Source organism: Bacteriovorax sp. BSW11_IV, assembly GCF_000447755.1.
Classification (GTDB): domain Bacteria; phylum Bdellovibrionota; class Bacteriovoracia; order Bacteriovoracales; family Bacteriovoracaceae; genus BSW11-IV.
In genome coordinates this window covers 65,552-91,685 of the sequence record NZ_AUNE01000025.1, presented here as the reverse complement: position 1 = coordinate 91,685, position 26,134 = coordinate 65,552, and the positions used below count along the sequence as shown (strand labels likewise).

The window sequence follows — 26,134 nt, the reverse complement described above, 5'->3', positions numbered from 1 at the left end:
TAGTTAAGAGGCGCGTCCACAGTGTGGACGCGTTTTTTATTAGAACTTAAATTTCTTTTTCAGTGAATCGAGTGGATTTTTAAGCGGATTAGACTTCTCATTCTTCTTTAACGAATCAGTCAAACCGGAAAGTTTATTTTTATTCTTAGTGATTTCACCTTCATACTTTGATTTTAAACTCGCAATTTTATCATTGATCTGTTTTTTATTTCCTGCAAGTTTTTCATCAACACCACTTCTTAATTTTGCCTTGGCCTCGTTAATTTTAGCTTGCAACTGCTTACCAAGTGAATTTTTTATCGCATCAGCTAAATTTGTACTAATTTTAAAGTTTAGCTTATCAATTTGTCCTTTTGCCAATGCATCGACAGTAACGACCTTGGTATCATTAGCGACATTCTGCAATATTTCTTTAACATTCTTATTTTTAGCTTCGACATCGTAATTTATGCGTGAAAATTTATTATTCATACTAAGGGCAACGACATCACCTTCAATTTTCGCATCAATCATAGAAGACAAAGAAGCTTCCTTCATTCCAAAGCTCACTCCTTCGGACTTTGAAAAGGAACGATCTCGAACTGGCATAGAGCCTATAGATAAGGACATTGAGTCTTTAATATTCTCTCGATGATCAACGATAATCTTGGCCTTCATATTAGAAATCTCTTTATTTTTTAGATCTCCATCAAGAGTAAAAGTTGTTGGTGCCTTAACAACATTTTGATCTGTCGTAAGATTAAGCAGGCTCCCCTTTAGCTTCGTTTGTTCATTATCAGAAGAAATATTGGCCTTTTTCAACCAGAACAAAGGGTAAGAGTTTGGAGTCCCAAATTGATAATCTCTCCCCTTTCCTCTCGGATTTTTGACGACAGCAACTGTTTTCTCTTTTTTAGGAGGCATGTACTCTTTTGCTTTTTCAAAATAAACATTGTACTGCTCTAGCTTAGACACCAACTCAGCGCCAAAGAGGATTCTTGCGATAGAAGTGGCGTCAAGGCTTGGAATACTCATTTTAGATTCAAGGGCCGCCACATCTTCATTCACTAGACTTTCAGCTTTTTTTATTGAGCTTTCAACAAATTTAACTTCATCTTTAACTCTATTATAGGCCTCATCATATTTTTTGATGGCCCCAGTTATTTCTTTTTGAAGCTCATTTGCTTCTTTAAGAATTTTTGGCGCATTCTTAATATTTTTCATTCCCTTCCAATCAATGGCCTTAATTCGGTCATCATATTGGGAAATCTCTTTTTCCTTCGGAAGAGCATCTAGCATTGATTTTAGTTCTTTTTCTTTTTGATCGATAGTTCTCTCTAGTTCTTCATAATATTTTTTACTTTTAAGTTCACCTTCAATATTCTTGGCAAGATCTTTTGAACTGGTTCCAGAAAGTAGCGCAGAAATATCACCAAAGATATTTCCTTCAAATTCTTTTTTTGCATTCGAAAGAACTTCACTTGTTAAAGCTGGTCCAGCTTCTTTATCAGCTGCAACTTTCTCTTCTTTTGACAAAACTTTCCCAGCACTTTTTCGCTTACTGCCCGTTAAGATTCCTTCGATTGAAGACTCATCAATAACAAACTTTGCCCTTAGAAGTGCATCCCACATCATTTGAAAGCGAATTTTTTCAATTGCAAAAAGGTTTAAATCGGGATTTTTTGCATCAGTAAACTGAACATTGCTAACCTCAACACTTAAATCTTTAAATGATGAAACGACAGAGCCAACATTGACCTCTGCTCCATTAACTTTCGTTCCAAAAAACTCAATTGAATTTTTAACAACTTTATCAAGTAAGAAAATATTGAATCCAACAATAATGATTGTAATGATGAGAAAAGGAACAACTGCACCTTTTCTCACTGGCCCTAATTTTTTATTTTTTTTCTGTTCCATATATTACCCGTACAATTCTTCGTATTTTGCATACCATTTATAAAATCCGGTTGCCTTAACTGCTTTCCAGAACTTTGTTTGTTTGAATCTCTCAACCACAGATTCTCTATATTTTACGATCAATCCCTTTGACACAAAAAAGATCACAGGAAAAAGAAGAAAAGATACAATACCAGCTCCCATTACCACTGAGTTATAGAACTTAGTAAATGGAATGATTGGCATCATATAAAGAGTTTCAAATAGACCTTTAAAAGCACCCATCTCAAGGATGGCCCCACCAATTGAATCGAAAATTGGATCGAATACATAGGCAACAAATGCAAAGAAAAAAGCTGAAGTAAATGCAGCTCCCATTTGAATTCTTAAAAAGAAAAGCATAATAAAAACAAGAATAGTTTGTAGAGAAAAGACTGGAGCAAAGCCCAGAATCAATCCACAAGCAATCCCTGCTGCCAGTTGATTTTCACCAGTATCAGAATTGAGTAATTTTAATAAGGCAAAGATTTGTTTTAAAATAATTGTCATATATACCTACTTTAGAAAGTTCATTACTTGCGTAACACATTTTTCAATACCAAGTGCAACTTTTGAAATGGGGGCATCATCGAACATATAGGCCGGAGTCGTTACAATTTTTAATTTTTTATCGATATGAATTTCATCAACTTCACAATTGATATGTTTTGCACCCATGACTTCGATCGCTTGAGCTGTCCCTACATCATTTCCAATTGTCACTTCAGGAGCTTCTTTACCAAGAGCAAGACAAAGAACGGCAGGAGATATACAAATAGCACCAATAGGCTTGTTTGCTTTATGAACTTTTTCAATAACTTTTTGAACTTCCGGATTCATTTTCCCTTCAGCTCCTTTAAAGGCCAGTGAGGATAAGTTTTTAGCAACTCCAAAGCCGCCTGGTAGAACTAGAGCATCAAGTTCATCAATATTTACTTTTGTAATATCTTGGATTTTTCCGCGAGCAATTCTTGCGGATTCTTCTAACACATTTCTGTTATGATTTACTTCTTCACCTGTTAAATGATTTACAGTGTGATGCTGTTCGATATTTGGTGCCATAATAATGGCCTCGGCATCATTTTTATCAAGTGCGAGCAAAGTGAATACAGATTCTCTTATTTCAGCACCATCTAAGTAACCGCAGCCTGCGAGGATAACTCCCACTTTCTTTTTCATCGAAACTCCTTTTTAGTAATCCAAAAAAGTATCGCAAAAAAAGACTATGGGGGCAAGAATGCAAAGGGCCACAAAAAGTGGCCCTCTAGGAAATCAAGAAAGAGATCGCTCTATTAGAATCGCAGACCTACACCAAGCCCTACGATATAAGGATCAACATCAACTTTCGCCGATACTGAACCATTTGAGTATGTTTCTACATTTACATCTGTTGATAAGAAAAGTTTTTTTACGTCAAAGTTAAGGAAAACATTGTCTTGAATTTCATAGTCAGCACCTACTTGGAATGCATAACCAAATGCATCTTCGTAAGTTACTTTCTTTGCAACACCTGAGTCTTCACCATAGAAAATTGTATAGTTAATCCCAGCCCCTACATAAGGCTTAAGCTTGCCAAATTGATGGTGGTATTGAGCAAGTAGTGTTGGAGGTAGAATTGACACATCTCCCAAATCTAAGTTGTTCAAAGACGTTTTATAGGCCATTGCTTCATGTGTTGCAGTTGCAAGGATGAGCTCAAGCGCAAAGTTTTCATTAAAAAAGTAAGAGATATCTAATTCAGGAACAGATTCATTATTAAGTTTAACTTCACCACCCACTACAGATGGCGTCCCTTTTTCTTGTGGCATAACATTAATGGCCCTCATACGTACCATCATGTTCTTTGTTCCCATATCTGCATTAGCAAGAATTGGAGAGAGAATTAAACTTCCTAACATAAGCGTTTTCATCATTTTTTTCATATTCAAAAGCCCCTTTTAATAAGTTGGATTTAGGATACTCAAAATGATGTAATGGCATTATTGATTGGATCAATTCTAAAGATGATCTTAAGCATAACATTTTTGCTGATCTAAGTTACTTTACTTTGAAAAAATAAAACGATTTTTTAATCAACGCCATCAGAAAAACACTCAAGAAGGCACTTAAACCGAGAGCTCCACCCATTCCCTCTAGGAGAGGTACAAGATTGAAAAAGAGAAGTGTAAACACAAGAGCACTTACAGATAGGCCCAAGTGACCTATTTTTGTAGGGCAACTCATTCCGACAAAGGTTGCACCAAAAAACAAAGTTGTAACAAAGCGAATATCTATGGCGTAAAAATAGTTTATGATGGCAAAATCAATAAAGGAGAGAAGCGTTAGTACGCATGATGCTCTAATTGGACCCAACCAAGAAATCTTAGAACATTCAAAAGTTAAAAATGCTGCGACTAACGAGATAAGGCAATAAAACAAAATCATAAAATATCCCTTATGAGATACATTAGAGCAACACTCACAAAAGCAATGGTTCCAAGTTTTCCTCCAATACCTTCAAACATTTTCCTTGAAATAAGAAATAAAAGACCACCAATTAAAGACAAGATCAATATTTCGATGGGATTTGTGAGAATATTTGCTGAACACATTCCAGCAAAACTTCCAGAATAAATTCCTGATTGCGCAACCTTCTTCATTTCACTTGTCTTAGTTGGTAAAAATGAACCTAATAATCCAACTAAACACGAGGCCATAACAGGACTTAATAAAGTCTCACTATGCAAAAAAAAGCACATCCAACAGCCAGTGAAAAAAGAGAAGAATTTAATGAAAAACAACTTGGACATGAAGATTATTTTCCTGCGACAAGGAGCATCTGTCCATGCTAATTTTGGCACTTTATTTGCTCTATAAAAGTCATATTAATCCCAATCAGGGGAAATACTGATTATAAATAAAGGATCACGCCCAAATATTAGGCGCGTGTCCATTTTTTAGACATTATGAAATTAATTTTGGCCCTACTCTATTTATTGACTCTAACAACTTACGCCATCGATGTTTTCGATGAAAGGGGTCATTTAAGCGAGGACTACTCCGAGCTTGATTTTAGCGAGGGAGAAGTTCCCGAAGATCGAATGCTAACATTGAATGATCAAAAATCATTTGAGTATATTGAACTTCTTGGTCAGGGAAATACAACGACAATCCATAGAGTTCGTGACGCTAAAACTGGAGCAGAGTACGCTCTTAGACTTCCTCTAGAAAATGACCGCTATATTCAGTATACTAACAAAGTCTATCCCACACTTGAAAAGTATGGAGTAGCGATACCAAAGCGATACTCTTCCTTGGATTCTCTGTATGTTCTTGCACAGGTTATAGAGATAGAGTTTGACCTAACACATTTTCTTGAAAATTATAAAACACTAAAAATTAGTGACAGAAATAAGGAAGAAGCAATTCAAAAGCTTCTCATCTTTTTTAAAGAAAGCGCCATGTTCGAGGAAATTAGTGACTTCCATACAGGACAAGTGGCCTACTCTAAAAAAGATGGCTGGGTACTACTCGACTGGACCAATAAAACGGAACTTTTCAGCTCTAAAAAATCAACACATCTTCTTAGTGATGGTCGTTATGTTTTTGCTGATCTCCAAGAATATCAAGAAAATGATGATATCTCGTCTTTGATAGATCGAATAAGTGATGTCATTAAAAATGAGAGACATGATTTGTTGATTAAAGACGAATCCTCTTTCAATGAACTTATAAAAGGAATAGATCGCGACACTTTAATCAAAGGATTATCTCATCTATGGTACTCAAGAGATTATCTCACAAAATTTAAAAAACTTATCTTAGATATCAGAGCCAGTGACTTTAAAAAAATGAATTTTTCTGTTGCCGATATAGAGCTTTTCAAGAAAGGTTTAAATCTTAATAATCACGAGGCTCAGCCGATGGTCGAGATACAATTTGAATTGGCCACATCAAAAAAAGAAGTCATGAGTCTTTTAGAAAAAGATGATTCCATTTTGAGTTTTACAAAATCTGAAATCATTGAACTTTACAGCGAGAAGCTAAAACTCATTGGTTTCTCAACACAAGAGCTTCAGCTTCTCATATCCCGCTATAAAGGCTCAAACTGCTTCAACAGCTTAAACTCATTCTAAACATTCACTTTCTTACCTTTACGATACTGGACAGAAAGTTTTTTCCACTTATTTCGTTGCTCGCTATATGCGCCCTGATCAGATCGCCTTTGTAAATAAAGTGCTTCTTTTCTCATACGCAGATAATTTGCATAGCGATCAGAATCTAAATCTCCACTCTCAAGAGAGCCTAAAATCATACAACCTGGTTCATTTTGATGAGTGCAATTTGTAAACCTGCATTTTGCAATAAGCTCAGAGACATCACTAAAGCTTTCATCAAGCTCATCACTTGAGGCCACGAGCATGAGTCCTCTCATACCTGGAGTGTCTACAATCACCCCTGATTCATGTATATGTAGAGAACGGGAAACTGTGGTGTGAACACCTTTTCCGTCACTATCTCTGATTGCCTGTGTCTTTTGAATATCACTTCCCAAAATAAAATTAGTAAGCGTCGATTTCCCAACCCCAGACGATCCAATCAAGACATAAGATTCACCAGCACTCAATAAAGATCTTAATTGATTTAAATTCTCTCCTGTCTCAAAACTTAAGCAAATGACTTTATCTATCTTGAGTTCACATTTAAGCTCTTCAACAAAGTCCTCTATGGCAATCTCCCCTTCATAAAGATCGAGCTTCGTAAGAACCACAACAGGTTCCACTCCACTTGATCTTAACAAAGATATAAATCGTTGGAGTCTATTGACCTTAAAATTTTGATTTAAGGATGTACAAATTAATCCACCATCGATATTCGAAACAAGTGTTTGTTTTTTACCTGCAGCATGTCTAGCAATTTCATTCTCTCTCTCCAAAATTCGCACAATTGATGAAAATGAAGCAAGAGGGTTTTCAAGTGTAACCACGAAATCACCAACAACAGGTAAAAAATCATTTTCAAGAGCTGCACTAAGCGCGGCCCCGACAAGTTTTAGAGAAACCTCTTCTCCCAGAGAATTAATGCCGATATAACAATCTCTATGCACGTGACATATTCGTGCTATATCCGAAGGTTTTTCCCCTTCCTTTAATTGATTTTTGTAGCAAGAGCGCAGTCCTGCCTTTTCTAAAAAATTAGAATTCATTTATCCACCTTTAAAATAATTTAAAATAAAATTAAATAACCAACAAAAAGATGGAGTGACTCTTGCTCAGAATTTTTAATTACTTCTTTTTTAGTGAGTTTTTACTGATACAAGAAGTTCATCTGCCATCAAAAAATTTACATAGGCCATAATTCCCTCCTCGTTATTATGATTAAATGCGAATGCATATTCTGTATACTATTAAACTAGAATCCAAAAAAATGTCAACTACAGAATTTTCTTTGATCTCAATTGCTTTTTTAAAGAATCTTTTTTCTTACTATCTAATCTTTTTTTCACAGATGAATAAGTGGGTTTAGTCTTCATTCTCTTTTTAGGAGGATGTTCAACAACTCGTAACATCTCTAAAAGTTTATCCTTACATTCTTTAATATTTAAATTTTGAGATCTGTGCTTTTGGGAAGTAATCACAACATTGTCTCCAACAATATAATGACCGTATCTTTGTAAAAAGCGATCTTTTATTCCTTGTGATATGGCCTCCGAATGCGTGATATCCCAATGAAGAGTTGCTTTGCTGTTTACCTTGTTCACATTTTGGCCACCGGCCCCAGAGCTACGTGAGAATGAAAATGATATTTCGTCGTCTTTCAAAGTGATCATACGGCCCTAACCTTCTGAGAATACTACCATTTATAACTGTCTACTTATTCAACAGAGGCAATAAATTATATATGTATTATATCGTAAATTATGGTCATTTGGTACCTTCTCACAATGAGAAACTTATTTTTGCTCCTCTTCGCTATATGTATCAAATCTACTTTTGCAGTATCTGCTCTTGATTTATTTACGTTTGAAGATTCCTTCGATTGTAACGATAAATTCCCTCACCACAGCTATTGTACAGCTGTGAATGTAAAACCATGGAAAGAAGAAGAAAAGACCCTCGTTCGCAATTATCTTTCTATGCTGAAGAGTGAAAAGTTAGATCACTTCTACAATACAATCAAAGAAAAAGGCATACATAAATTCCACCGTATCGAGTACGGGGCCCGTTGGTATAATGACCATGCAAATAGAAAAGTTCTCTTCTCAAGAAGTAGTGATAATGCTCTCCTATGGGTTAACCCTGTTACCAAAATGATTGGATTTTCAGATCGTTTTTTTGATAACGAGCAGAGATCTGACCCCTACTCTCCACTGCCTAAAAAAGCACTGAATGTATTTCATGAATTAGTACATAACTTTGATATTGCCCAAGATCACATTTCGAACAATCCCCAAGTACAAAAGGCAATTGGCTGGATCTGGAATGGAAAAGATTTTGTTATTGAAGGCCTAGATCACGCCAAGGCTAAAAATGATTTTGATGAATTAATAAAATTGTCCAAAGATGGTTATAGACAATTATCTTATAACTTGATGCGAGAAAAGGGAATAGAACTTGGTCTTCCTTCGCTCTATTCAACTTTCAATACTCATGAATGTTTTGCTGAAATATTAACTCATTATATTTTCGATCCACATGCAAAAAATTATCTAAGTGAACAAGTTCAAAGTGTCTTAGATGATGTTGTTTTAAATTATTCAAAGGGCCAATGAGAAATTTTCCTCAATGGCCTTCTTTAATTCTTCTTCACTGCTAACATCAATCTCACTTCGATTCTTATTTTTAAGTGTCACAATTTTATTTGCTGAATAAAAAACAATTTTCTCATCATCCTTTTTGGAAATGATTAATTCATTTACAAATTTAGAATTCGGATGAGTATTAGTATAGTAATTACCAAGCTCAAAGTCTGATTCTTGGCAGGCATTTAAGTCAAATGTATAAAGGCTAAAAGGTCCTTCTTCCTTTTCTACAATTAATGTATAGAGGCCAGAATTTTCTTTTATATAATAATTTTCTTCTAAGATATTTGTCTTCTCCCCATTCAAAGCAATAATACGATTTGGTGTATAAGGACCAAAGCCAACATCAACTAAGTAAAGTTGATTATTAAGATTAAGAATAGTCATTCTGTGGGTTCTCGGTGCATCTATTTCTCTATTATAAACAACGCGACCGAGATGAGCGCTTACATTAAATTTCAAATCTTTTAGAACTTCATACATAAGTTTATTCTGTTCAAAGCAGTAGCCACCTCTTTTCTCAACGACAATTTTCTGGAAGAGGTCTTTTGTTTCCAAAGATAAAATCTTAGTGCCTTTGCTCTGATATACTTCAATATTGTTAAATGGAAATGAAGCTAGATGATTTGAAACCAATCTGTTGAGAAATTCAATTGTGTATTTTGGCCCATCAAAATTGTTACTTTTTAAGTAAAACTGCCCTAAATTTTCCATATTCTTCCCTTGTTCTCGACATTTTACAACAATAGTTGTTTCTATCGTTATTGTTTAACATATTAGAAACATTAAGTTGTCAGTGATAATTCTTATAGAAACCTATGATAACAATGATAACCATCTAATATAATTAATAAATTTTCAATTTTTTTTACACTCATATTAAAAATCACTTAAAATGATTCCTACTTGTAATCACCTGCACCGCTTTCAAAAGAGGAAATTGCATATGGAGCTCCAATCATTTCTCCAGGATTTTAATATTGGCCATTGGCAATGGAATATAAACACTAATCAAGTTACTTATTCAGATGTTTGGTGTTCACAACTTGGAAGAAATGCGCATGAAGTGGAGAGCTCTCTTAGTACATTTGAAAACCTTCTGCATCCAAACGATAAAGAAGCTACGATGAATCGCGTTCGCCAATTTATTGCCCATGAAATAGATAATTTTTCTTCTATATTTAGACTTCAACATAGTGATGGCACTTTTATCGAGATTTTTTCAACTGGTAATTTCTTGGATAAAGAAAGAACAATACTTCGTGGAATACATATTCCAACAAACAATATCTACCAAGGCTTCACAAGAAATCAATTCTATGAATTTTCAATTTCAAAAATCATCTCTACGGCAAAGTCTGGAGTTTTTGTTAGTAATCTGAATGGTAATATCAAATATCTCAATAGTACTGCTGTAAATTTCTTTAGCAAGGATGCTCACTCTCCAGAAGATATTCTCGAGAGAAATATTGCCGAATTCTATCCTGAAAGCATTATATTCTCTACTCTTGCTAAACTCTTCATAAAACAAAAGATGACAAGAGAGTATGCTGTTGAAGACAAGTCTGGCGTTACAAAGTTTTATGAAATAGATTTCACCATTGAGAAAGTTTTCAATGAGAACATGGTCATTGGAATTATTCGCGACATTAGCCACAAAAAGTAATTACATAAAACGATCTTGAAATGTTGTATTAAGGGCAAGATCCCTCAATTTTAACTGTGAATCTAAAAGCTCTTCACTACTGATATGATTGAAATTTTGAAGATCAGATTTCTCTAAAATTCCAAATGACTCAGAAATATGAAGAACTGTTCCCGATTTTGAAAGAGCGCGATCAAGCTCATCAAATGTAATTGCACAGTTATAGGGAACATCAATCCATGTAGTAAATGAAACAGGCTTGCTTCCACCAAACAGGTAAAAGTCACCCTTGTCTGTTTTACCTAGTAGATAGTCATAATCACTTGTTAAGAAATTCAGAAGATCAAATTCTAGAACATTTGGGGCCATCTGGGCCGTATTAGGCATCATGAAAAAGACTGCATCGTGGTCTTTAAGAAGTTTTTTATACAATCTATCAAGCTTGTCCCCTAGACCACCATCACCTTGTAAAAGAACCTCTTGCCCTTGCCAATAAGAGGCCTTCAGACCTTCTTTTTCCTCTAGAGCAAAGTAGATTTTAAAATCTGGGTTCACGCGTGCAATTTCCTTGGCCATATCTGCAGTGGCCTCTAAAGAATGGAGGTAAAAGTCCTCTGCGAAATCTTTCGACGTCGTTCTTGAGAGTCTATTTCTAATTGGCTTAAGGCCTGGAGTACGAGCTAAAATGACAAATGCGATATTCATATTAAAAATTAATCCATTAACTCATTAATATTATTTAAAATAATGGCACAATTTTTAATTCAACGTCTAGTTATTTTAAAAAGAAATCCAATTAGCCCGGAATCTCCCCTTTGCTCATACGAATTTGAAGATGAAGAACATCGTTATTGTACTTCTGATCGGACTCGTCTGAGAGGCGAACAAGATCAGTTAACGCCTCTATTTGCTTTTCGATAACGCTCATATAACGCGGAGAGATCCTACGTATCATCATTTTGTTCATCATTTTATCGAAGTTAAATTGATAGGAGAATTCAACATCCCAGTCATCAAAGGCATTATATATACTAGAGAGCTCTCTATCTGAATCTTTGGGGAATCGGAACTCCGTTGAGGTGCTGGTAATTTTATCTTCTTCTACTAGCGCCATTTCACTCTCCACTAAATCTTTAATTGATCTACCAAGGCCTTTAAACTTCTTCACCTCACTCAATTCAATTGGCGCACGAGAGAGAGTTAATAATAAGAATAGAAAATAATTCTCTTTTCTCTTATAAAGTGTGTTGACCTGCTTAATAGATAATTCTTTTTGTCCCTGGATCTTCAGACTTGGGATTTCTTTTTTCTCAGTTATTTGTGTTTGAGAATTCGCCCCGTTCTTGAATAGATAATCGAATGAATGAAATTGATTACTACAAAAGGCCAAAACAACTTCTTGCCCTGACTGAGCAGGAAGAGCTTTCGCAATTTGATTGACGATAAGCGCAGAGGGAAATGAAATATTTTTTTCGATCTTAACGAAATACTGATAATTGCACTCGAGTCCACGACTTTTTAAATGGTTAAAAAAGCTCTTTGATGTTTTGTAACCCTTCTCTAATCTAACCCTGACGAGAACCTGACCAAAAGACTCCACAAAAATACTCCTAGGCGATAATCGCCTCACAAAAGATTTCCTAGATAGTTATCGTCAATGTACAAGACATTCATTAATTTTTTTGGAGTCACACATGAAAACAATTCTAAGCATTGCTCTAATCGCTTTATCACTAGGTAACACCCATGCTGGTAATGGAGTTGAAAGAGGAAGAATTATCGTAAGTAACAATTTCGATATGAAACCTGTTATTGCAAATTACTTAGAATCAAAACTTTCAACATGTTCACTTGGAGTAAGAGGTGAATCATTTAAAGTAGACTCCCTATCAATTAAGAAGGATCGTGTTGACCAAGGTATTGTAGACCTTTACTACAAGATGGATGTTACTCACCTTGATCAAAATGGGATCTCAATTAATAAGCTATCAGTTGAAATTGAAGATAGTGACTATAGTAACTGGCGCCGTTACGAAGAGAAACTATCTTTTGAAATTTTGAATGACGAAAATAACCATTGCCTTTAATTAATGAATCTTTGGGAGGAACACATGAAGAAATTATTAGTAGTAGCAGCTCTTTTAACATCAACTTTTGCATCAGCTGAGTTAATTAACTCTGAATACAATGCAAGACAAAACACAACACTTGAAAACGGTATCGAAAAAGAATGCGGTCAATTCAAGTCTCTAGAAGTTCTTTCTTCTAAAAAAGAAAGAGTTGTAGTTGATCAAGGAATTGTAGATTACAAGTTCACAACAGTACTTTATGGAAAGCAAAAGTATGAGCAAAATATCTATGACAAGTACACTGTAACAGTTGTTTCTTGGTATTATGATGGATACGACCACGCTTCTGGCGAAAATGGTTGGTACCATGTTGAATCTGTAGTTTGTGAAGAACTTTAATTCAATCTAGGCCCTAATTATTAGGGCCTTTTTTATTCCATCACTTTTTCATCAAAAGACAACATTTCTAAATTTTCAAACTCTACATCAAAAATTCTTAACTCAACTCACCCATCACCATTACGATAAGATGATTATACGTAACAGGATAACAGATGAGTCAATTTCTAATTTCATTAACCATTGGTGCAATTGTAGGACTAATTCTCGGGGCCTTAAGCATACTGTTTTCAAAGTATGTTCTAAGAATTAAAAATGAGAAGAAGATTAGAATTATAAATGCCCTTTGTATCGTCACAACAATGAGCTTACTTAATATTGAGCCAATCCGTTTGATTCTAATAAAGGTTGTGACCCAGTTTATTCCGGGTGCACAAATTTAATCATCACGAGTTAATACATCCAATAATTCAACCTCAAAACATAAGTTTGAATTAGGAGGAATGATATTGCCAATCTGTCTCTCTCCATAACCTAAATGGCTAGGAACAAATAATTTTCTCTTGCCACCAACTTTCATCCCCACAAGACCTTGATCCCAGCCTTTTATGACTCTGCCAGTACCAAATACAAATTGAAATGGACGTCCTTTATCATAAGATGAATCGAATTTTGTCCCATCTTCTAAACGCCCATCATAGTTAACAATAAGAAGAGCACCTCTTACAGTTTCCTTGCCTTCGCCAATAACGAGGTCTTCAATTTTAAGTTCTAAGTTATCCATAAAAAATTCCTTATTTTAAAAATTAGGTTCCACAAAAAGTTTTTGTCACGACTTCGCCAGCGAGGGGCTCTACAGTAAGAGATAATAAGTCACTCTCTTCTTTGTAAGGATTACCAAAAGCATTTCTAAGAAAATGAAAGTGTTCAAAGTTACCATCAATTGCATCATTGATTGCTTTTTCAATTTGATGATTTCTAGGTATGATAAAAGGATTCACTGAATCCATTAATTCTCTTACTTCGTCAAAACCTTTTCCTTGTTCTTTTAATCTTTGATGCCAACGCGAAGATATTTCTTCGTCGACAAAATCAAAGTTATGCAAACTTCTAAATGTGTTTGTGAAGTCAAGACCATGATTTTCCATTGTGAGAAGAAAATCATTAATCAACTCACTATCACTTGGATGCGGATCAAAGATTCCAATTTTATTGCCCATCACTTTCAGCCACTGTGCCTCATAATAAGCAGAGTACTCTTTAAATTTTTGTTGTAATCGTTGGACAACTTCTTCATCATTCTCCTCATCTCTTTTTAAAAGAGGAAAAAGAGTATTGGCCAAAACAGAAAGATTCCAAAGAGCGATATTACCTTGATTCGCATAACGATAACGACCATGGCGATCAATTGAACTAAAGACCTTATCAAAAGAGAATTTGTCCATAAAAGCACAAGGACCATAATCAATCGTTTCACCACTAATTGAAGTATTATCTGTATTCATAACTCCATGGATAAAACCTAGTCCCATCCACTTTGCGACTAAACTCAATTTTCTTGTTACAATTCTGTCGAAGAACTGATTATATTTATCCTCGTGATCGATTAAATCTTTATCAAAGCGAGCAATGGCATAATCACTAAGTGTTTTGACATTGTGATGTTCTTCTCTTGAGAAAAAATATTCGAAAGTTCCCACTCTAATATGGCCACGGGCCACACGAGTAAATACTCCCCCTGGAAAAATATCCTCTCTGAATACATCATCACCTGTTAATACAGCGGCAAGGGCCCTTGTTGTCGGCACGCCCAAGTGATACATGGCCTCACTTACAATATACTCTCGAAGAACTGGACCTAAAGATGATCTTCCATCTCCACGGCGTGAAAAATGAGTACGTCCTGCTCCCTTTAAGTGGATGTCGTATAACAGACCTTCACGGTCAGTGACTTCCCCCATTAAGATGGCCCTTCCATCCCCGAGACTCGGTACAAAATGTCCAAATTGGTGACCCGCATAGGCCATCGAAATATAGCTTCCCTTTTCTAATAATTCTTTACCTGAAAAAACGAAGGCCAGCTTTTCATTATCGATGGATGAACAATCTAAACCAAGTTCATTCGCAAGCTTATCGTTAAAAGCAATTAGATGAGGCTTAACTGCTGCACTTGGTGTTTCATTAGAATAAAATTCATTTGGGAGTTGATTGTAGCTATTTGTAAAATTAATCATAAAAAACCTAAACAATATTTCCCTGCATCTTAACCGACTTCGTAAGCTCCGTCCAATAACAAGAAATTTCTTTTATTAATTTCTAGACTCCAAATTCCATCAAGACTAAAATAGCGACAAGGATGCACTATGAAAAAGAAATTTGACACTATCATTATTGGTGGTGGTTTTGGTGGTCTAAACGCTGCCATTAAGCTCGGTCAAAAAAAGAAAGAAGTCCTTATTATTGACAAGAGCAATCATCATCTCTTTCAGCCTTTACTTTACCAAGTTGCGACCGCTGGTCTATCACCTGCAGACATTGCAACACCAATCAGAGAAATACTCAAGAAGTACCCCTCTGTGAGCGTCATTATGGATGAAGTCCAAAAAATAAATAAAGAGACTTCAACTATAGAAACATCTTCAGAGCATAAATTTGAATTTAATAATTTGATTATCGCTACAGGCGCTCGCCATAGTTATTTTGGTAACGATCAATGGGAATCACTTGCTCCAGGATTAAAAAGCTTATCTGATGCCTTAAAAATCAGAGAGAATATTCTAAAGAGTTATGAATTAAGTGAGCTTGAAACAGATCAAAGTAAAATCGATGCACTTACGACATTTGTTATCGTTGGGGCCGGTCCAACTGGTGTAGAGATGGCCGGCGCAATTGCAGAAATTGCCACAAAAACTCTAACTAAAAATTTTTCAAATATTGATCCAAGAAGATCAAAGGTTTACTTAGTTGAAGGTGGCGATCGAGTCCTCAGTGCCTTTCATCCAAAACTTTCAGAGAGAACAAAGAAAGATCTGGAAAAAATTGGGGTTACGGTTCTCCTTAAATCTTTTGTAAAAGATATAAGTGAAGAAGGAGTAACCATTGGCGATAATTTCATACCGGCACGCAATGTTGTTTGGGCCGCGGGTAATAAGGCCAATCCGATTCTTAAAGAACTTAATTGTGAACTTGATAAAATGGGACGAGCTATAGTTGAGAAAGACTGTAGCATCAAAGGTCATAGTAATATTTTTGTAATCGGAGATGCCTCTGCTTTTCAAAATGGAAACACTTTTCTGCCTGGACTTGCACCGGTGGCGGCACAACAAGGTAAGTATGTTGCAAGACTTATCAAAAACAATACTCCCAAAGGAAAACGAGACAATTTCAAGTATCTAGACAAAGGAACAATGGCAACAATTGGTAAGAGTAAGGCCGTTATGCAAGTGGGACATTTTAAAATGGCCGGATTCTTTGCTTGGCTTTCATGGTGCCTCATTCACCTTCTATTTCTTGTCTTGTTTCGAAATCGCGTTTTTATCTTCTTTGATTGGCTATATAGCTATATCACTGAGCAAAGAGGTGCACGCCTCATCAAATAATGAGGTGTGTTCATCCGCATAATTTCGGCCCATTAGTTAATTAAATATTAAGATTTTAAAAGATTCTTTCATCAAATTTGGACTTGTCCTATCCTTATAGAACAATGATTTTAAAGGATTAGACCATGAAAAATTTGATTTTCGTCTTTCTACTTTTTGCCTGTGCTACAAAAAGAGATTATCTGGATAATGGTCGTAAATATTATGATAGTGGAATGTATCACAAGGCCATGGAGGAGTTTCAACTTGGTCTCAAAGTAAATCCAGCAAATGCTGATCTGAATATTGGTCTCAAGAGGAGTCAGGATAAAATTTATGAAGTCGAACTACTAAAAGTTCGAGATTCACGACTTGCAGGTGATCCCATGACGGCCCTACAGAAAATTAGAGAACTTGATAAGAATATGAGAGAGTGGAATCTTAACACAGATATCAATGGCTCTGAATTTAGAAAAACAGAACTTGAAAAACTACTTCTTAATCTAAAAGGATATCTCGCAAGCGATCTTGAAAAGGGATTTGTTCTAAAGACGCATAAGACACTAACTTCTTTCAGGGATGTGCTGGGGCCAATTGATGGTTATCAAGTTTATGAGAATGAGATAATTGCAAAGGGAAAAGAAAAATGTACCCAAATCATTATAGATCAAAAATTTTATAATATCTTTACGAGTAAATATTGTGAGTATTTTGGCGAAGGTCACAACATCGTCATAAGTACGGATGAGGAACTTTATAAATTTGATGGTGCAAGCTATATCATCGACAATATAAAAGTTCCCGGTGCAAATTACATCGCTTCTTCTAGACTCTATAATTCTAATGGAAAACAAGGAATCAGTAGTAAAACAAAATTGCATTTTAGCTACAATGAAAAAAGTAGCAATCCATCAAAGACGACCAACTACACAGATCAAGAATCATACTGGACGACAGAGAGAGAAACATATTGGGTGAATGAAGTTTATTATGCAAAAGAAATGAAATGCAATTATTTGAATACATATAACCCTTGCCAAATGATTACAGCTAAAAAGACACGAACTGTTCCAAAATTTAGAGATAAGAAAGTTAAAAAATATCGCGATGTAAGCAAGTCTTATACATTTAAAGTAAGACAGGTCGATCAGAACCTAAGACTTACAGGTCAGACTGAAATAACAATTGATGGAAAAAAAGTTATAGTCAGTCATAACTTTTACGAAACATATAGCGATTATGAACACAATGAATCTAGTTCACTGAAAGGTTTAAGACCAAAAAATCTTTCACTCAAAGATGTTCAAAATTGGAAGAATGCCTTTATTCAAAGGGTCACATCCGATCTCTATTACCAAGTTCACAATCACTGGAGGGCCAAGTATTGTAAGAAATCAGGTAGTCCTGTGGATCAGGGTGAATTTATGATGAGATGTGCATTAGTAGCAAGTGACAATGAACCCTTCTTAGACGAGTGGAGCCAGAACTTCTCTGGTCTGGCCTATAAAGAAATGAAAGAGCTTTTAAAAATTTAAGCAAAGCACTTTGAATAGTTTATCCATGCTGTTAATATTTCAAAGTGCAATTAAATCCTTCAGTCTACCCCATTGATGCAAAATTAGAAGATATCGCAAAAGCGTTAGAGAAATCCAATTGTCTCATAATCAAAGCTCAAACAGGTGCAGGAAAGACAACAAGACTTCCACCTTATCTGTGCCTAGAATCAAAAGCGAAAGTCCTTGTATTAGAGCCTCGAAGACTTGCAGCAAAATTATCAGCTCAAAGATGTGCCGAAATATTTGAGGAACAAGTGGGCCAAACAGTTGGTCACCACATTCGTTTTGATAAGAAACTCAATTCTTGCACAAAACTTTTATTTATTACAGAAGGTCTCTTTTTAAGTTATCTAAAAAGTGATGAAACATTGAGCGAATATTCTACAATTATCCTCGATGAATTTCATGAAAGAAATATTCATACTGATTTGGCCTTAACATTAATTCGCAGGCTACAACAGACGACTAGGCCAGATTTAAAACTGGTAATTATGTCTGCAACACTCGACACTCATGAATTAGAAAATTTTCTAGATGATTCTATTGTGTTTGATGTGCCAGGAAGAACATTTCCTATCGATATTGAATACCATACAGCTGACCCTTTAATGGCCATCGAAAATATGTTAAAAGATAAGAGATGCTCGCACAATATTCTTGTCTTTTTGCCAGGGATGACACAAATAAGGAAACTTGAAAGAGAATTAAAAGATGTTATTGATCCCAACATCAACATTGTCCCCCTACATTCATCTTTATCTAAGAAAGAGCAAGATTTGGCCTTTAATGGTGACGATAAGAAAATAATTCTTGCAACAAATATTGCTGAAACATCTCTTACAATTCCAAATATAACTGGTGTTATTGACATCGGCCTTGAACGTAGAGCAAGCTTTGCACCTTGGAGTGGAATGCCTTTACTGCTTTTAGAAAAAATTTCTAAAGCGAGTGCCACACAAAGAGCAGGAAGGGCCGGTCGAATTCAAAAAGGTATCGTTTACAGGCTTTATTCTGAAACCGATTTCAATCTTCGCCCTGCTTTTACACCAGCAGAAATAAAAAGAGTTGAACTCTCGCACTTCATTCTCGATCTATTTAAAATTGGCATATCTTCTCTAGAAGAGCTCTCTTGGTTTGAATTCCCAGATGAAAACAATGTAAATAAAGCGATACAAACGCTGGAGCTACTAAATGCCATTAAAAAGTATCGTCTAACAGATCTTGGACACTTTTCTTCTGACCTCTCTCTTCACCCAAGACTTAGCGCAATTGTTTACCACGCAAGAAATGAAACAGAAGAGCAACTTAAAAACATTATCCTTACTGTTTGTATAATCTCAGAAGGAATGCTTCTCAAAAATAATGTCGAATTCAATGAAAATGATGATGATGTTTGTGACCTTTCGATTCAACTAGATTTGATCAAAGCAAGCTTCTGGAAAGATCAAAAACTTGCCGACTATCCATTCCATTATATTGACAGAAAAAAAGAACAACGAATTATTGAACTCTACACCTCTCTTTGTAGCCGTTTTAAGATGAGCACATCGCTTCCCAAAAACAAGACAGACTATCTAACAATAATCCCTTACATCTTGAAAGGTTTTCCAGATAGAATCGCCAAAAAAGGAAAAGGAAATCAATACAATTTCTGTCAAGGACGTGGAGGAAGACCTACGAGACAAAGTTGCACAAGTGTAACACTACCAGAATACATCATTGTCTTAGATGCACTTGAAGACCCTAAGGCCAATGCCGCAATAGGAACAAGAATCCTTTATGCCTCAAAAGTTTTAGAAACTCATATAAAAGAATTGGATTCTTCATTACTAACAAACGAAAAAGAAACAGTCTTTAACGAAAAGAAAGGTACTCTGACAATTACTTCCCATCTTAAATATGGGAAAATCAATATTTCATCAACGACAATGCCTCCGTTAATTCCAATCGGAGAAGAGCTTGCTCAAATCATAAAAGAGAATTGGCCTTGGCCATTCAAAGATATTTCAGAACTTGAAATCTATAATCGCAAAGTTTCATTACTTAATAATGCCAATATCGAACACAACTGCCCTTTACTGGCCGATGATATGCTCGAGTTGTTCATTGACTCCATCATTGATGAAAAAAGCTCTTACAAGATTCTTCTTGAAAATGATCTGCGCATTTTGATCGAAGAGCAATTGTCTGCGACTGACCTCTATACCTTAGAGAATTTAACTCCTGATAAAATCACATTAAATAATCAAAAAACATTTAATGTAAAATATGACGAAGATACTCCCTATATAGAAGCGAGAATCCAAGACCTATACTCAGTGACGAAACACCCTCATATCCTAAATGATACGCTACCTTTAACAATAAAACTTCTCTCCCCTGCTGAGCGAGTGGCCCAAATAGTAAGAGACCTCCCTAGATTCTGGTCATCTTCTTGGGAACAAGTAAGAAAAGAACTTAAATCCAGATACCCAAAACACTATTGGCCGCAGGAGCCAGAAAAAAGTGATCCGATTCGCATCTTAAGAAAATAATTTCATAAACAAATAACCCAGATAATCTTATTTATTAAGTATGTACAATCACCAATAAAAAACCCTGAGCTATTCTGTCTTGCTTTTGAATCCATCCAACATTAAATTGGCAATATTATGGAAAAAGGCTTAACAAAATTTCAAATATTCTTCATGGCCATTACCTGTACTTTAGTAGTTGGTAATGTTTACTATAATCAACCCCTCCTTGGAGTTCTTGCGAGACACTTCAATGTCAGTGATGCTGAAATTGGACTCGTGCCAACATTAACATTAATTGGCTATGCATTTGGAATTGTCTTTTTAGTTCCACTTGGTGACATGGTTGAAAGAAGAAAGCTTCTTCAGGCCAGTATGATTGTTTCAGGACTCTTGTGTATTGGAATTTCTTACAGCCCCACTCTCTTAGTCTTAAACATCTTGAGCATGGCCATGGGTTTTTTTAATGTCTCAGCATCAGTCATAATTCCATTCGCTGCCAATCTAGCAAAACCAGAAGAAAGAGGAAAAGTGACAGGAATAGTCCTCTCTGGAATTCTTCTGGGCTCATTAATGGCCAGAACACTAGCAGGATTTATTGGGCAGTATATGGGTTGGTCTGGTGTATTTCTCATTGCCGGTTCAATCAATATAGTTTTAGCATTTGTAACTCAAATTGTACTTCCGTATTCAGGGCCACATTTTCAAGGTAGTTATAAAGGTCTTTTATTATCCCTTGGTGAGCTTATTAGAGACCTCCCAATTGCTCGAGAGGCCTCATTAATGGGAGGAATACTCTTTGCGTCTTTCTCAGCTTTTTGGACGACTTTAACATTTCTCCTCGAAGGTGCGCCCTTTCACTATTCGCCGCAGACGATTGGTCTTTTTGGTGCTCTTGGAATGATTGGGGCATTGGCAGCACCACTTGCAGGAAAGTATGCAGATAAAAAAGGAACAGCTGCAACGATTAGGCTCGGTCTTTATTGTTCAATGCTGGCCTTTGCACTATTAGCAGTATCCTCAGTACATGCAATAGGTATCGTCTTTGGTGTGCTGATACTTGATTTAGGAATTCAGGTTGCTCATATATCAAATCAATCAAGAATTTTTGAACTTAATCCAAATGCGCGCAGTCGCCTTAATACAATATATATATTCTCTTATTTTACTGGGGGAAGTTTAGGTTCATATGCAGGGACGCTGCTTTGGAGTTGGGGTAAGTGGCCAGCGGTCTCAATTGGTGGGCTTATTCTTTGTGCCTTCGCCGCTCTCATTTTCAGGAGAGGACGAAAAATTCGTGCAAATTTAGAATTTAAACCAGTATAGAACATCTAGAGAAAGTTTATACGATAGAAATAATAAAATAATTCCTGAAGCAACTTGAATATATCGCATAGAATTTTCATTTTTCAGGAATCTCCCCATAGCTGATGAGAATTCCGCCAATCCGAAAAACCAAAGGATAGAAAAGGTTGAGGCCCCAAGGCCAAACAACATTCTGTCATTAATATCCGGATATTTTGCAGAATAGCCACCTATAAGAACAACAGTGTCTAAATATACGTGAGGATTTAGTAAGCTAAACCATAGAGAGAGCATAATTACTTTCTTTGCAGAAATTTTTCCCTTGATGAAATTCCCATCCAATTTTTCTTTCTTAGATGTAATTCCTTCATAGAGTTTTCTTGCTCCGTAGTAAACAAGGAAGATAATTCCAAAAATCCCGAACGAAATTTTAAGCAAAGGAAATTTTACAAAAATTGTGGCAGCACCAATGACTCCAACAGCAATAAGAAGAGCGTCACAAATGGAGCAAACTGTAGCGACAAGATGATGCCTTTGTTTCTTTAATCCCGATTCAAGAACAAAGATATTCTGGGCCCCAAGACCTAGAATTAAACTCGATTGTAAAAAGAAGCCGTTTAAAAAGTTTTCCATCTGACCTAAAATGGGAAGATTATTTCTAATCTCCCCTTTGTGTAAATTCTTATTCGTTAAAAACAAGTTTTGGCTGCATATGTTTAATAAACAACCTATACAAACTTGGTAACACGATTAATGTTAATATAGTTGCTGACAAAATTCCACCAACGACTACCGTTGCAAGTGGCTTTTGAACTTCGGCCCCCAATCCAGATGAGAACATCATCGGCAAAAAGCCAAAGATATCCGTCAAGGCAGTCATAAGAACGGGCCTTAGTCTTGTCATTGCCCCTTCTCTTACAACATCATCTGCAGATTTACCATCTTCAATTAATCTGTTGAAATAAGTAACTAAGACAACTCCATTTAAAATACTTATACCCGATAGAGCAATGAAGCCAACTCCTGCAGAAATACTGAATGGCATACCCATAATATTTAGAGAAAGTACTCCTCCAATTAAGGCCATAGGTGCACAAGCAAAGATGAGAATGACTTGTGCAAAGTTTTTAAAGGCAGCGTACAACATCGCCAAAATGATTAGCAAGGCCAGGGGAACAAGAATTCCCAACCTTTCTTTTGCACTTTGAAGATTTTTAAATGTACCACCCCACTCAATAAAATAACCTTCAGGTAATTTTATTTTCTGAGCTACCGCCTCTTGGGCCTTGTGAACAAAGCTTTCAATATCCCGTGTCTCAGGATTCACTAAAACGGCGATTCTTCTTTGAGAGTTCTCTCTTGAAACGGCCGTAAAAGTTTCCACAAAATCAATTTTTGCAACTTTTTCGATTGGTACAGTAAAGCCCTCTGATATACCTACAGGAAGCTTTCTTACAAGCATGACATCTTGACGTTCCTGTTCAGAGAGCCTGGTGACAATTGGAAACCTTTTAACCCCGTCGTAAACATGACCAACTTCTCGACCTCCAATCGCAGTACTAATTGCATCTAAAACAGGTCTAGCCGTAACGCCAAGTTCTGCAAGTTCTTCAAATTTTGGAGTATATTGAAGCATTGGTGATTTTCCTTTTGATTCAGACTCTGCCTCACCAGCTCCCTCGATTTCACCAATAACTTCAGCAATCTCTCTGGAATATTCAATGAGTTTATCTAAATCTTCACCGTAGACTTTCGCAGAAATTGCGGCCCTCGTTCCCTCCAATAGCTCGTTAAAGCGCAACTCCACAGGCTGTGACAGCATTAGAACTTGACCAGGTATGGTTAATTCCAATCTCTCTTTAATTTCTTTCATTAACTCTTTTTTTGAAGAGATATGTTTATTGACATCATCTTTGGGCCACTTTGAGCGATCATGTAACATGACATAAGAATCGGAAATATTAACACCCATTGGATCTGTGGCAACTTCAGCAGCTCCAGTTCTAGCAAAGACATCTTTAACCTGAGGAAACTCTTTAATGACCTTCTCAGAAAGCCTTTGCATCATGACAGAGTTTTCAGTACTAATGTTAGCAGGACGGATAAATTGAATAGCAAAATCCCCCTCATCTAATTGAGGAATAAATTCTGAGCCCATTCTAGAAAAAAGAACAACACCTAAAACAATTGCAATGACTCCAATACTAAGAACGGCCTTTTTAAATTTTAGTGCCATATCAAGAGTTGGGCCAAAGGCCTTTTCTGCCATCGCCATAAGAAATGGTTTTTTATCCTTTGTTTTACCGCTTAAAAAAGTTGCGGCAAGAGCAGGTACTAGCGTGAATGAAAGTACCAACGCTGCCCCTAATGCCATAATAAATGTTGTGGCCATTGGACCAAACATTTTTCCTTCAACTCCTGTTAAAGCAAATAAAGGAATAAATACTGTAATAACAATCAATTCACCAAAACCTGCAGCAGATCTGATTTCAATGGCCGAATCAATGACGAGTTGTTTAATTTCTGCGCGAGTTAATTCACGCCCTAATTGTTCACCCCTTTTTTGCAAGCGATGAACACAGTTTTCGATTACGATGACTGCTCCATCCACAATAATTCCAAAATCAAGGGCACCAAGGCTCATGAGGTTCCCTGAAACATTTTGCCATCTCATAAGGATAAATGTGATCAGTAATGAGACTGGAATCATAAGAGATGTAATAATTGCTGCTCTTAAATTCCCTACAAGAAGTAGCAAAAAGACGATAACAAGCCCTGCTCCCATTAATAAGTTATGCTCAACAGTATTTAAAGTGGCATTAACCATATTGGAACGGTCATAAAGAACTTTTAGTTCAACCCATTCTGGTAAGTCTTTTTTAATATCCTCTAATTTTCCAGACACTCGTTGGGCCACAGTTCTTGAGTTTTCACCCAATAGCATAAAGGCCGTACCGACAATTGACTCTTCACCATTAACCGTAGCTGCACCAGTTCTAATTTCTTTATCATAACGAACATTTGCAATATCTTTGATTTTAATGATTTGATAAGAAGACAATCTTTTAACAACAACATTTTCAATATCTTTAATGTCATGAAGAAGACCAACACCGCGTACGAGTAGTTGCTCCCCAGTTTGTTGAATATAACCACCTCCGACATTAACATTTGTTTGTTCAATGGCATTTTCAATGTCATCAAAGTGAATTCCATATTCAGTCATCTTGGCAACGTTGGGCTGAATAAAAAACTGCTTCTCATAACCACCAATAGTGTTAACTTCGGTTACACCTTTAACTGTTAGAAGTCTCGGTTTAATAAACCAATCTTGAATTGATCTCAGTTCCATAAGCTGCATTAAGCGCTCATCTTCATTTCTCGCAGGATTTTTTGCCTCAATTGAGTAGTGAAAGATTTCTCCAAGGCCTGTACTAATAGGACCCATTTCAGGATTTACACCAATTGGCAGTTCGATATTTTGTAATTTTTCAGAGGCCAATTGCCTCGCTTTATAAATATCTGTCCCCTCTTTGAAAATGACTGTGACCTGAGATATTCCATAACGTGAAATTGAGCGAATCGTTTCAACGCCAGGAATTCCATTCATTGAATACTCTATTGGAAAAGTAACCATACGCTCTACCTCTTCAGGTACGAGCCCCTTTACTTGTGTATTAATTTGAACTTGAGTGTTCGTGATATCTGGGACGGCATCAATTGATAAATCTTGGAATGATTTAAAACCAAACAAGATTAACAATAGAGTTGCCAGAAAGACAAACATTCTATTGTTTACAGAAAATTCAATTATTTTATTAATCATAATAATACCTAAATTAAATTAATGAGAATGACCGTATTCAGACTTATCAGTTGAATAGACATCAGCAATACGAAGAAGACCAATACCATTAATAACAAGTTGATCGCCAAATTCAATGCCTTCAACTTTCACTTTGTAGCCTTCTTTATTCTCAGTAATACTTTTAACTGGCATTAACTTGAAAAAACCTGCCTTAAATCGGTATACACCTTTCAAATCCTTCGAAGTCACTAAAGTCGCTTTTGTAATTTGAAATTCATCAGAATCTACTGTTTGGAGTTTGAGTCCAAGTGCCTTTATCGCCTCTTTGCTAAGTTTAAAACCAAGCTTTTCATCTACTGCTTCAATGGCCTTACCTATTCCTACGGCCTTGGCCGATCCATGGGCATGTTCTTCTTCACCATGATCGTGATCACTATGGTCGCTGTGATCAGAATCTTCTTCTTCGTGTTTACTATGATCGTGCTTATCATCTTTCTTGTCGTCGTGTTTTTTTTCAACGGCCTTTTTATAAGTTTTTTCATGATTATGTCCTTCTCCAGCGAGAGAAGATACAGTTAAAAGACAAGCTGTAATTAATGTTAAATATAATGCTTTCATGTTTA

General features: G+C 36.0%; 26 protein-coding genes. 10 read left to right on the top strand and 16 right to left on the bottom strand.

The genetic code is table 11. The annotated features are described in order from the left end of the window. Positions 1–39: 39 nt before the first annotated feature. From M899_RS07065 to M899_RS07040, 6 genes are all read right to left on the bottom strand, one after another. On the bottom strand, positions 40–1,899 hold the full coding sequence (locus M899_RS07065; RefSeq protein ID WP_021270655.1) for a TIGR03545 family protein: 1,860 nt from the start codon (positions 1,897–1,899) through the stop codon (positions 40–42). Between the two features lie 3 nt (positions 1,900–1,902). Then, positions 1,903–2,427: a TIGR03546 family protein gene (locus M899_RS07060; protein ID WP_021270649.1), complete on the bottom strand. Its 525-nt coding sequence runs from the start codon at positions 2,425–2,427 to the stop codon at positions 1,903–1,905. A 6-nt stretch (positions 2,428–2,433) separates the two neighbouring features. After that, positions 2,434–3,096: an isoprenoid biosynthesis glyoxalase ElbB gene (elbB, locus tag M899_RS07055; RefSeq protein WP_021270688.1), complete on the bottom strand. Its 663-nt coding sequence runs from the start codon at positions 3,094–3,096 to the stop codon at positions 2,434–2,436. A gap of 113 nt (positions 3,097–3,209) precedes the next feature. After that, positions 3,210–3,839, bottom strand: coding sequence for an OmpW/AlkL family protein (locus M899_RS07050; protein ID WP_021270677.1), 630 nt, complete (start codon positions 3,837–3,839; stop codon positions 3,210–3,212). Between the two features lie 115 nt (positions 3,840–3,954). Further along, complete coding sequence (locus M899_RS07045) at positions 3,955–4,341, bottom strand: hypothetical protein (RefSeq protein WP_021270680.1); 387 nt, start codon at positions 4,339–4,341, stop codon at positions 3,955–3,957. Next, positions 4,338–4,613, bottom strand: a complete 276-nt coding sequence (locus tag M899_RS07040; protein WP_155897132.1) for a hypothetical protein — start codon at positions 4,611–4,613, stop codon at positions 4,338–4,340. Before M899_RS07040 ends, M899_RS07045 begins: the two co-directional genes overlap by 4 nt. A 249-nt stretch (positions 4,614–4,862) precedes the next feature. Here M899_RS07040 and M899_RS07035 point away from each other — a divergent pair, with 249 nt between their 5' ends. After that, positions 4,863–6,032, top strand: a complete 1,170-nt coding sequence (locus M899_RS07035) for a hypothetical protein (protein ID WP_021270665.1) — start codon at positions 4,863–4,865, stop codon at positions 6,030–6,032. On the opposite strand, the gene rsgA is transcribed toward M899_RS07035, so the two are convergent. Further along, positions 6,029–7,102, bottom strand: a complete 1,074-nt coding sequence (gene rsgA / locus M899_RS07030; RefSeq protein WP_021270752.1) for a ribosome small subunit-dependent GTPase A — start codon at positions 7,100–7,102, stop codon at positions 6,029–6,031. The two genes, M899_RS07035 and rsgA, sit on opposite strands and share 4 nt — an antisense overlap. Before the next feature lie 228 nt (positions 7,103–7,330). Beyond that, entirely contained in the window at positions 7,331–7,726 is a 396-nt protein-coding gene (gene arfB, locus M899_RS07025; RefSeq protein WP_021270656.1) for an alternative ribosome rescue aminoacyl-tRNA hydrolase ArfB, read from the bottom strand. 114 nt (positions 7,727–7,840) lie between these two features. Between arfB and M899_RS07020 the strand changes: the two genes are divergently transcribed. Then, positions 7,841–8,668: a hypothetical protein gene (locus tag M899_RS07020; protein ID WP_155897130.1), complete on the top strand. Its 828-nt coding sequence runs from the start codon at positions 7,841–7,843 to the stop codon at positions 8,666–8,668. Here M899_RS07020 and M899_RS07015 read toward each other — a convergent pair. Beyond that, positions 8,654–9,412: an arylamine N-acetyltransferase family protein gene (locus M899_RS07015; RefSeq protein WP_021270725.1), complete on the bottom strand. Its 759-nt coding sequence runs from the start codon at positions 9,410–9,412 to the stop codon at positions 8,654–8,656. The genes M899_RS07020 and M899_RS07015 overlap by 15 nt on opposite strands. A 232-nt stretch (positions 9,413–9,644) precedes the next feature. Between M899_RS07015 and M899_RS07010 the strand changes: the two genes are divergently transcribed. After that, positions 9,645–10,364 (top strand): PAS domain-containing protein, encoded by a 720-nt coding sequence (locus M899_RS07010; RefSeq protein WP_021270639.1) that lies wholly within the window; start codon positions 9,645–9,647, stop codon positions 10,362–10,364. Here M899_RS07010 and M899_RS07005 read toward each other — a convergent pair whose 3' ends face one another. Further along, complete coding sequence (locus M899_RS07005) at positions 10,365–11,048, bottom strand: hypothetical protein (RefSeq protein WP_021270652.1); 684 nt, start codon at positions 11,046–11,048, stop codon at positions 10,365–10,367. Between the two features lie 91 nt (positions 11,049–11,139). Then, complete coding sequence (locus M899_RS07000; RefSeq protein ID WP_021270687.1) at positions 11,140–11,943, bottom strand: hypothetical protein; 804 nt, start codon at positions 11,941–11,943, stop codon at positions 11,140–11,142. A gap of 94 nt (positions 11,944–12,037) precedes the next feature. On the opposite strand from M899_RS07000, the gene M899_RS06995 reads away from it, so the two are divergent. The 3 genes from M899_RS06995 to M899_RS06985 all read left to right on the top strand — a co-directional run bounded on the left by M899_RS06995 (position 12,038) and on the right by M899_RS06985 (position 13,194). Further along, complete coding sequence (locus M899_RS06995) at positions 12,038–12,430, top strand: hypothetical protein (RefSeq protein ID WP_021270654.1); 393 nt, start codon at positions 12,038–12,040, stop codon at positions 12,428–12,430. 24 nt (positions 12,431–12,454) lie between these two features. Further along, positions 12,455–12,811, top strand: coding sequence for a hypothetical protein (locus M899_RS06990; protein WP_021270670.1), 357 nt, complete (start codon positions 12,455–12,457; stop codon positions 12,809–12,811). Between the two features lie 155 nt (positions 12,812–12,966). Continuing rightward, the gene (locus tag M899_RS06985) at positions 12,967–13,194 is read left to right on the top strand and encodes a hypothetical protein (protein WP_021270755.1); all 228 of its coding nucleotides are present in this window, start codon (positions 12,967–12,969) and stop codon (positions 13,192–13,194) included. Here the strand turns inward: M899_RS06985 and M899_RS06980 are convergent. After that, positions 13,191–13,535 carry an FKBP-type peptidyl-prolyl cis-trans isomerase gene (locus M899_RS06980; protein WP_021270661.1) on the bottom strand — a complete coding sequence of 115 codons (345 nt, stop codon included), beginning with the start codon at positions 13,533–13,535 and terminating at the stop codon, positions 13,191–13,193. The two genes, M899_RS06985 and M899_RS06980, sit on opposite strands and share 4 nt — an antisense overlap. A gap of 22 nt (positions 13,536–13,557) precedes the next feature. Continuing rightward, complete coding sequence (locus tag M899_RS06975) at positions 13,558–14,985, bottom strand: protein adenylyltransferase SelO (protein WP_021270658.1); 1,428 nt, start codon at positions 14,983–14,985, stop codon at positions 13,558–13,560. Between the two features lie 129 nt (positions 14,986–15,114). Here M899_RS06975 and M899_RS06970 point away from each other — a divergent pair, with 129 nt between their 5' ends. From M899_RS06970 to M899_RS06955, 4 genes are all read left to right on the top strand, one after another. Next, positions 15,115–16,350, top strand: a complete 1,236-nt coding sequence (locus M899_RS06970) for an NAD(P)/FAD-dependent oxidoreductase (RefSeq protein ID WP_021270660.1) — start codon at positions 15,115–15,117, stop codon at positions 16,348–16,350. A 125-nt stretch (positions 16,351–16,475) separates the two neighbouring features. Then, positions 16,476–17,864, top strand: a complete 1,389-nt coding sequence (locus tag M899_RS06965) for a hypothetical protein (protein WP_021270742.1) — start codon at positions 16,476–16,478, stop codon at positions 17,862–17,864. Between the two features lie 44 nt (positions 17,865–17,908). Then, a complete protein-coding gene (locus tag M899_RS06960; protein ID WP_021270734.1) occupies positions 17,909–20,419 on the top strand; it encodes an ATP-dependent helicase C-terminal domain-containing protein in 2,511 nt (836 codons plus the stop codon). Positions 20,420–20,536: 117 nt separating this feature from the next. Continuing rightward, a complete protein-coding gene (locus tag M899_RS06955) occupies positions 20,537–21,724 on the top strand; it encodes an MFS transporter (RefSeq protein ID WP_021270722.1) in 1,188 nt (395 codons plus the stop codon). Here M899_RS06955 and M899_RS06950 read toward each other — a convergent pair. From M899_RS06950 to M899_RS06940, 3 genes are read right to left on the bottom strand one after another with little or no spacing between them, the layout of a single operon-like run. Next, entirely contained in the window at positions 21,704–22,336 is a 633-nt protein-coding gene (locus M899_RS06950) for a LysE/ArgO family amino acid transporter (RefSeq protein ID WP_034728313.1), read from the bottom strand. The genes M899_RS06955 and M899_RS06950 overlap by 21 nt on opposite strands. Positions 22,337–22,385: 49 nt before the next feature. Beyond that, positions 22,386–25,529 (bottom strand): efflux RND transporter permease subunit, encoded by a 3,144-nt coding sequence (locus M899_RS06945; RefSeq protein WP_021270683.1) that lies wholly within the window; start codon positions 25,527–25,529, stop codon positions 22,386–22,388. 18 nt (positions 25,530–25,547) lie between these two features. After that, a complete protein-coding gene (locus M899_RS06940; RefSeq protein ID WP_021270679.1) occupies positions 25,548–26,129 on the bottom strand; it encodes a hypothetical protein in 582 nt (193 codons plus the stop codon). Positions 26,130–26,134: the final 5 nt, after the last annotated feature.

What these genes read in the sequence shown, in the direction of transcription:
- M899_RS07045 (WP_021270680.1), bottom strand. Translation starts at nt 4,341, where the DNA reads ATGATTTTGTTTTATTGCCTTATCTCGTTAGTCGCAGCATTTTTAACT.
- M899_RS07065 (WP_021270655.1), bottom strand. Translation starts at nt 1,899, where the DNA reads ATGGAACAGAAAAAAAATAAAAAATTAGGGCCAGTGAGAAAAGGTGCA.
- M899_RS06990 (WP_021270670.1), top strand. Translation starts at nt 12,455, where the DNA reads ATGAAGAAATTATTAGTAGTAGCAGCTCTTTTAACATCAACTTTTGCA.
- M899_RS06995 (WP_021270654.1), top strand. Translation starts at nt 12,038, where the DNA reads ATGAAAACAATTCTAAGCATTGCTCTAATCGCTTTATCACTAGGTAAC.
- M899_RS07040 (WP_155897132.1), bottom strand. Translation starts at nt 4,613, where the DNA reads ATGGCCTCGTGTTTAGTTGGATTATTAGGTTCATTTTTACCAACTAAG.
- M899_RS06980 (WP_021270661.1), bottom strand. Translation starts at nt 13,535, where the DNA reads ATGGATAACTTAGAACTTAAAATTGAAGACCTCGTTATTGGCGAAGGC.
- M899_RS06985 (WP_021270755.1), top strand. Translation starts at nt 12,967, where the DNA reads ATGAGTCAATTTCTAATTTCATTAACCATTGGTGCAATTGTAGGACTA.
- M899_RS06965 (WP_021270742.1), top strand. Translation starts at nt 16,476, where the DNA reads ATGAAAAATTTGATTTTCGTCTTTCTACTTTTTGCCTGTGCTACAAAA.
- arfB (WP_021270656.1), bottom strand. Translation starts at nt 7,726, where the DNA reads ATGATCACTTTGAAAGACGACGAAATATCATTTTCATTCTCACGTAGC.
- M899_RS07060 (WP_021270649.1), bottom strand. Translation starts at nt 2,427, where the DNA reads ATGACAATTATTTTAAAACAAATCTTTGCCTTATTAAAATTACTCAAT.
- rsgA (WP_021270752.1), bottom strand. Translation starts at nt 7,102, where the DNA reads ATGAATTCTAATTTTTTAGAAAAGGCAGGACTGCGCTCTTGCTACAAA.
- M899_RS07005 (WP_021270652.1), bottom strand. Translation starts at nt 11,048, where the DNA reads ATGAATATCGCATTTGTCATTTTAGCTCGTACTCCAGGCCTTAAGCCA.
- M899_RS07035 (WP_021270665.1), top strand. Translation starts at nt 4,863, where the DNA reads ATGAAATTAATTTTGGCCCTACTCTATTTATTGACTCTAACAACTTAC.
- M899_RS06945 (WP_021270683.1), bottom strand. Translation starts at nt 25,529, where the DNA reads ATGATTAATAAAATAATTGAATTTTCTGTAAACAATAGAATGTTTGTC.
- M899_RS07010 (WP_021270639.1), top strand. Translation starts at nt 9,645, where the DNA reads ATGGAGCTCCAATCATTTCTCCAGGATTTTAATATTGGCCATTGGCAA.
- M899_RS06955 (WP_021270722.1), top strand. Translation starts at nt 20,537, where the DNA reads ATGGAAAAAGGCTTAACAAAATTTCAAATATTCTTCATGGCCATTACC.
- M899_RS06940 (WP_021270679.1), bottom strand. Translation starts at nt 26,129, where the DNA reads ATGAAAGCATTATATTTAACATTAATTACAGCTTGTCTTTTAACTGTA.
- M899_RS07020 (WP_155897130.1), top strand. Translation starts at nt 7,841, where the DNA reads ATGAGAAACTTATTTTTGCTCCTCTTCGCTATATGTATCAAATCTACT.
- M899_RS06950 (WP_034728313.1), bottom strand. Translation starts at nt 22,336, where the DNA reads ATGGAAAACTTTTTAAACGGCTTCTTTTTACAATCGAGTTTAATTCTA.
- M899_RS06970 (WP_021270660.1), top strand. Translation starts at nt 15,115, where the DNA reads ATGAAAAAGAAATTTGACACTATCATTATTGGTGGTGGTTTTGGTGGT.
- M899_RS07015 (WP_021270725.1), bottom strand. Translation starts at nt 9,412, where the DNA reads ATGGAAAATTTAGGGCAGTTTTACTTAAAAAGTAACAATTTTGATGGG.
- M899_RS07050 (WP_021270677.1), bottom strand. Translation starts at nt 3,839, where the DNA reads ATGAAAAAAATGATGAAAACGCTTATGTTAGGAAGTTTAATTCTCTCT.
- M899_RS06975 (WP_021270658.1), bottom strand. Translation starts at nt 14,985, where the DNA reads ATGATTAATTTTACAAATAGCTACAATCAACTCCCAAATGAATTTTAT.
- elbB (WP_021270688.1), bottom strand. Translation starts at nt 3,096, where the DNA reads ATGAAAAAGAAAGTGGGAGTTATCCTCGCAGGCTGCGGTTACTTAGAT.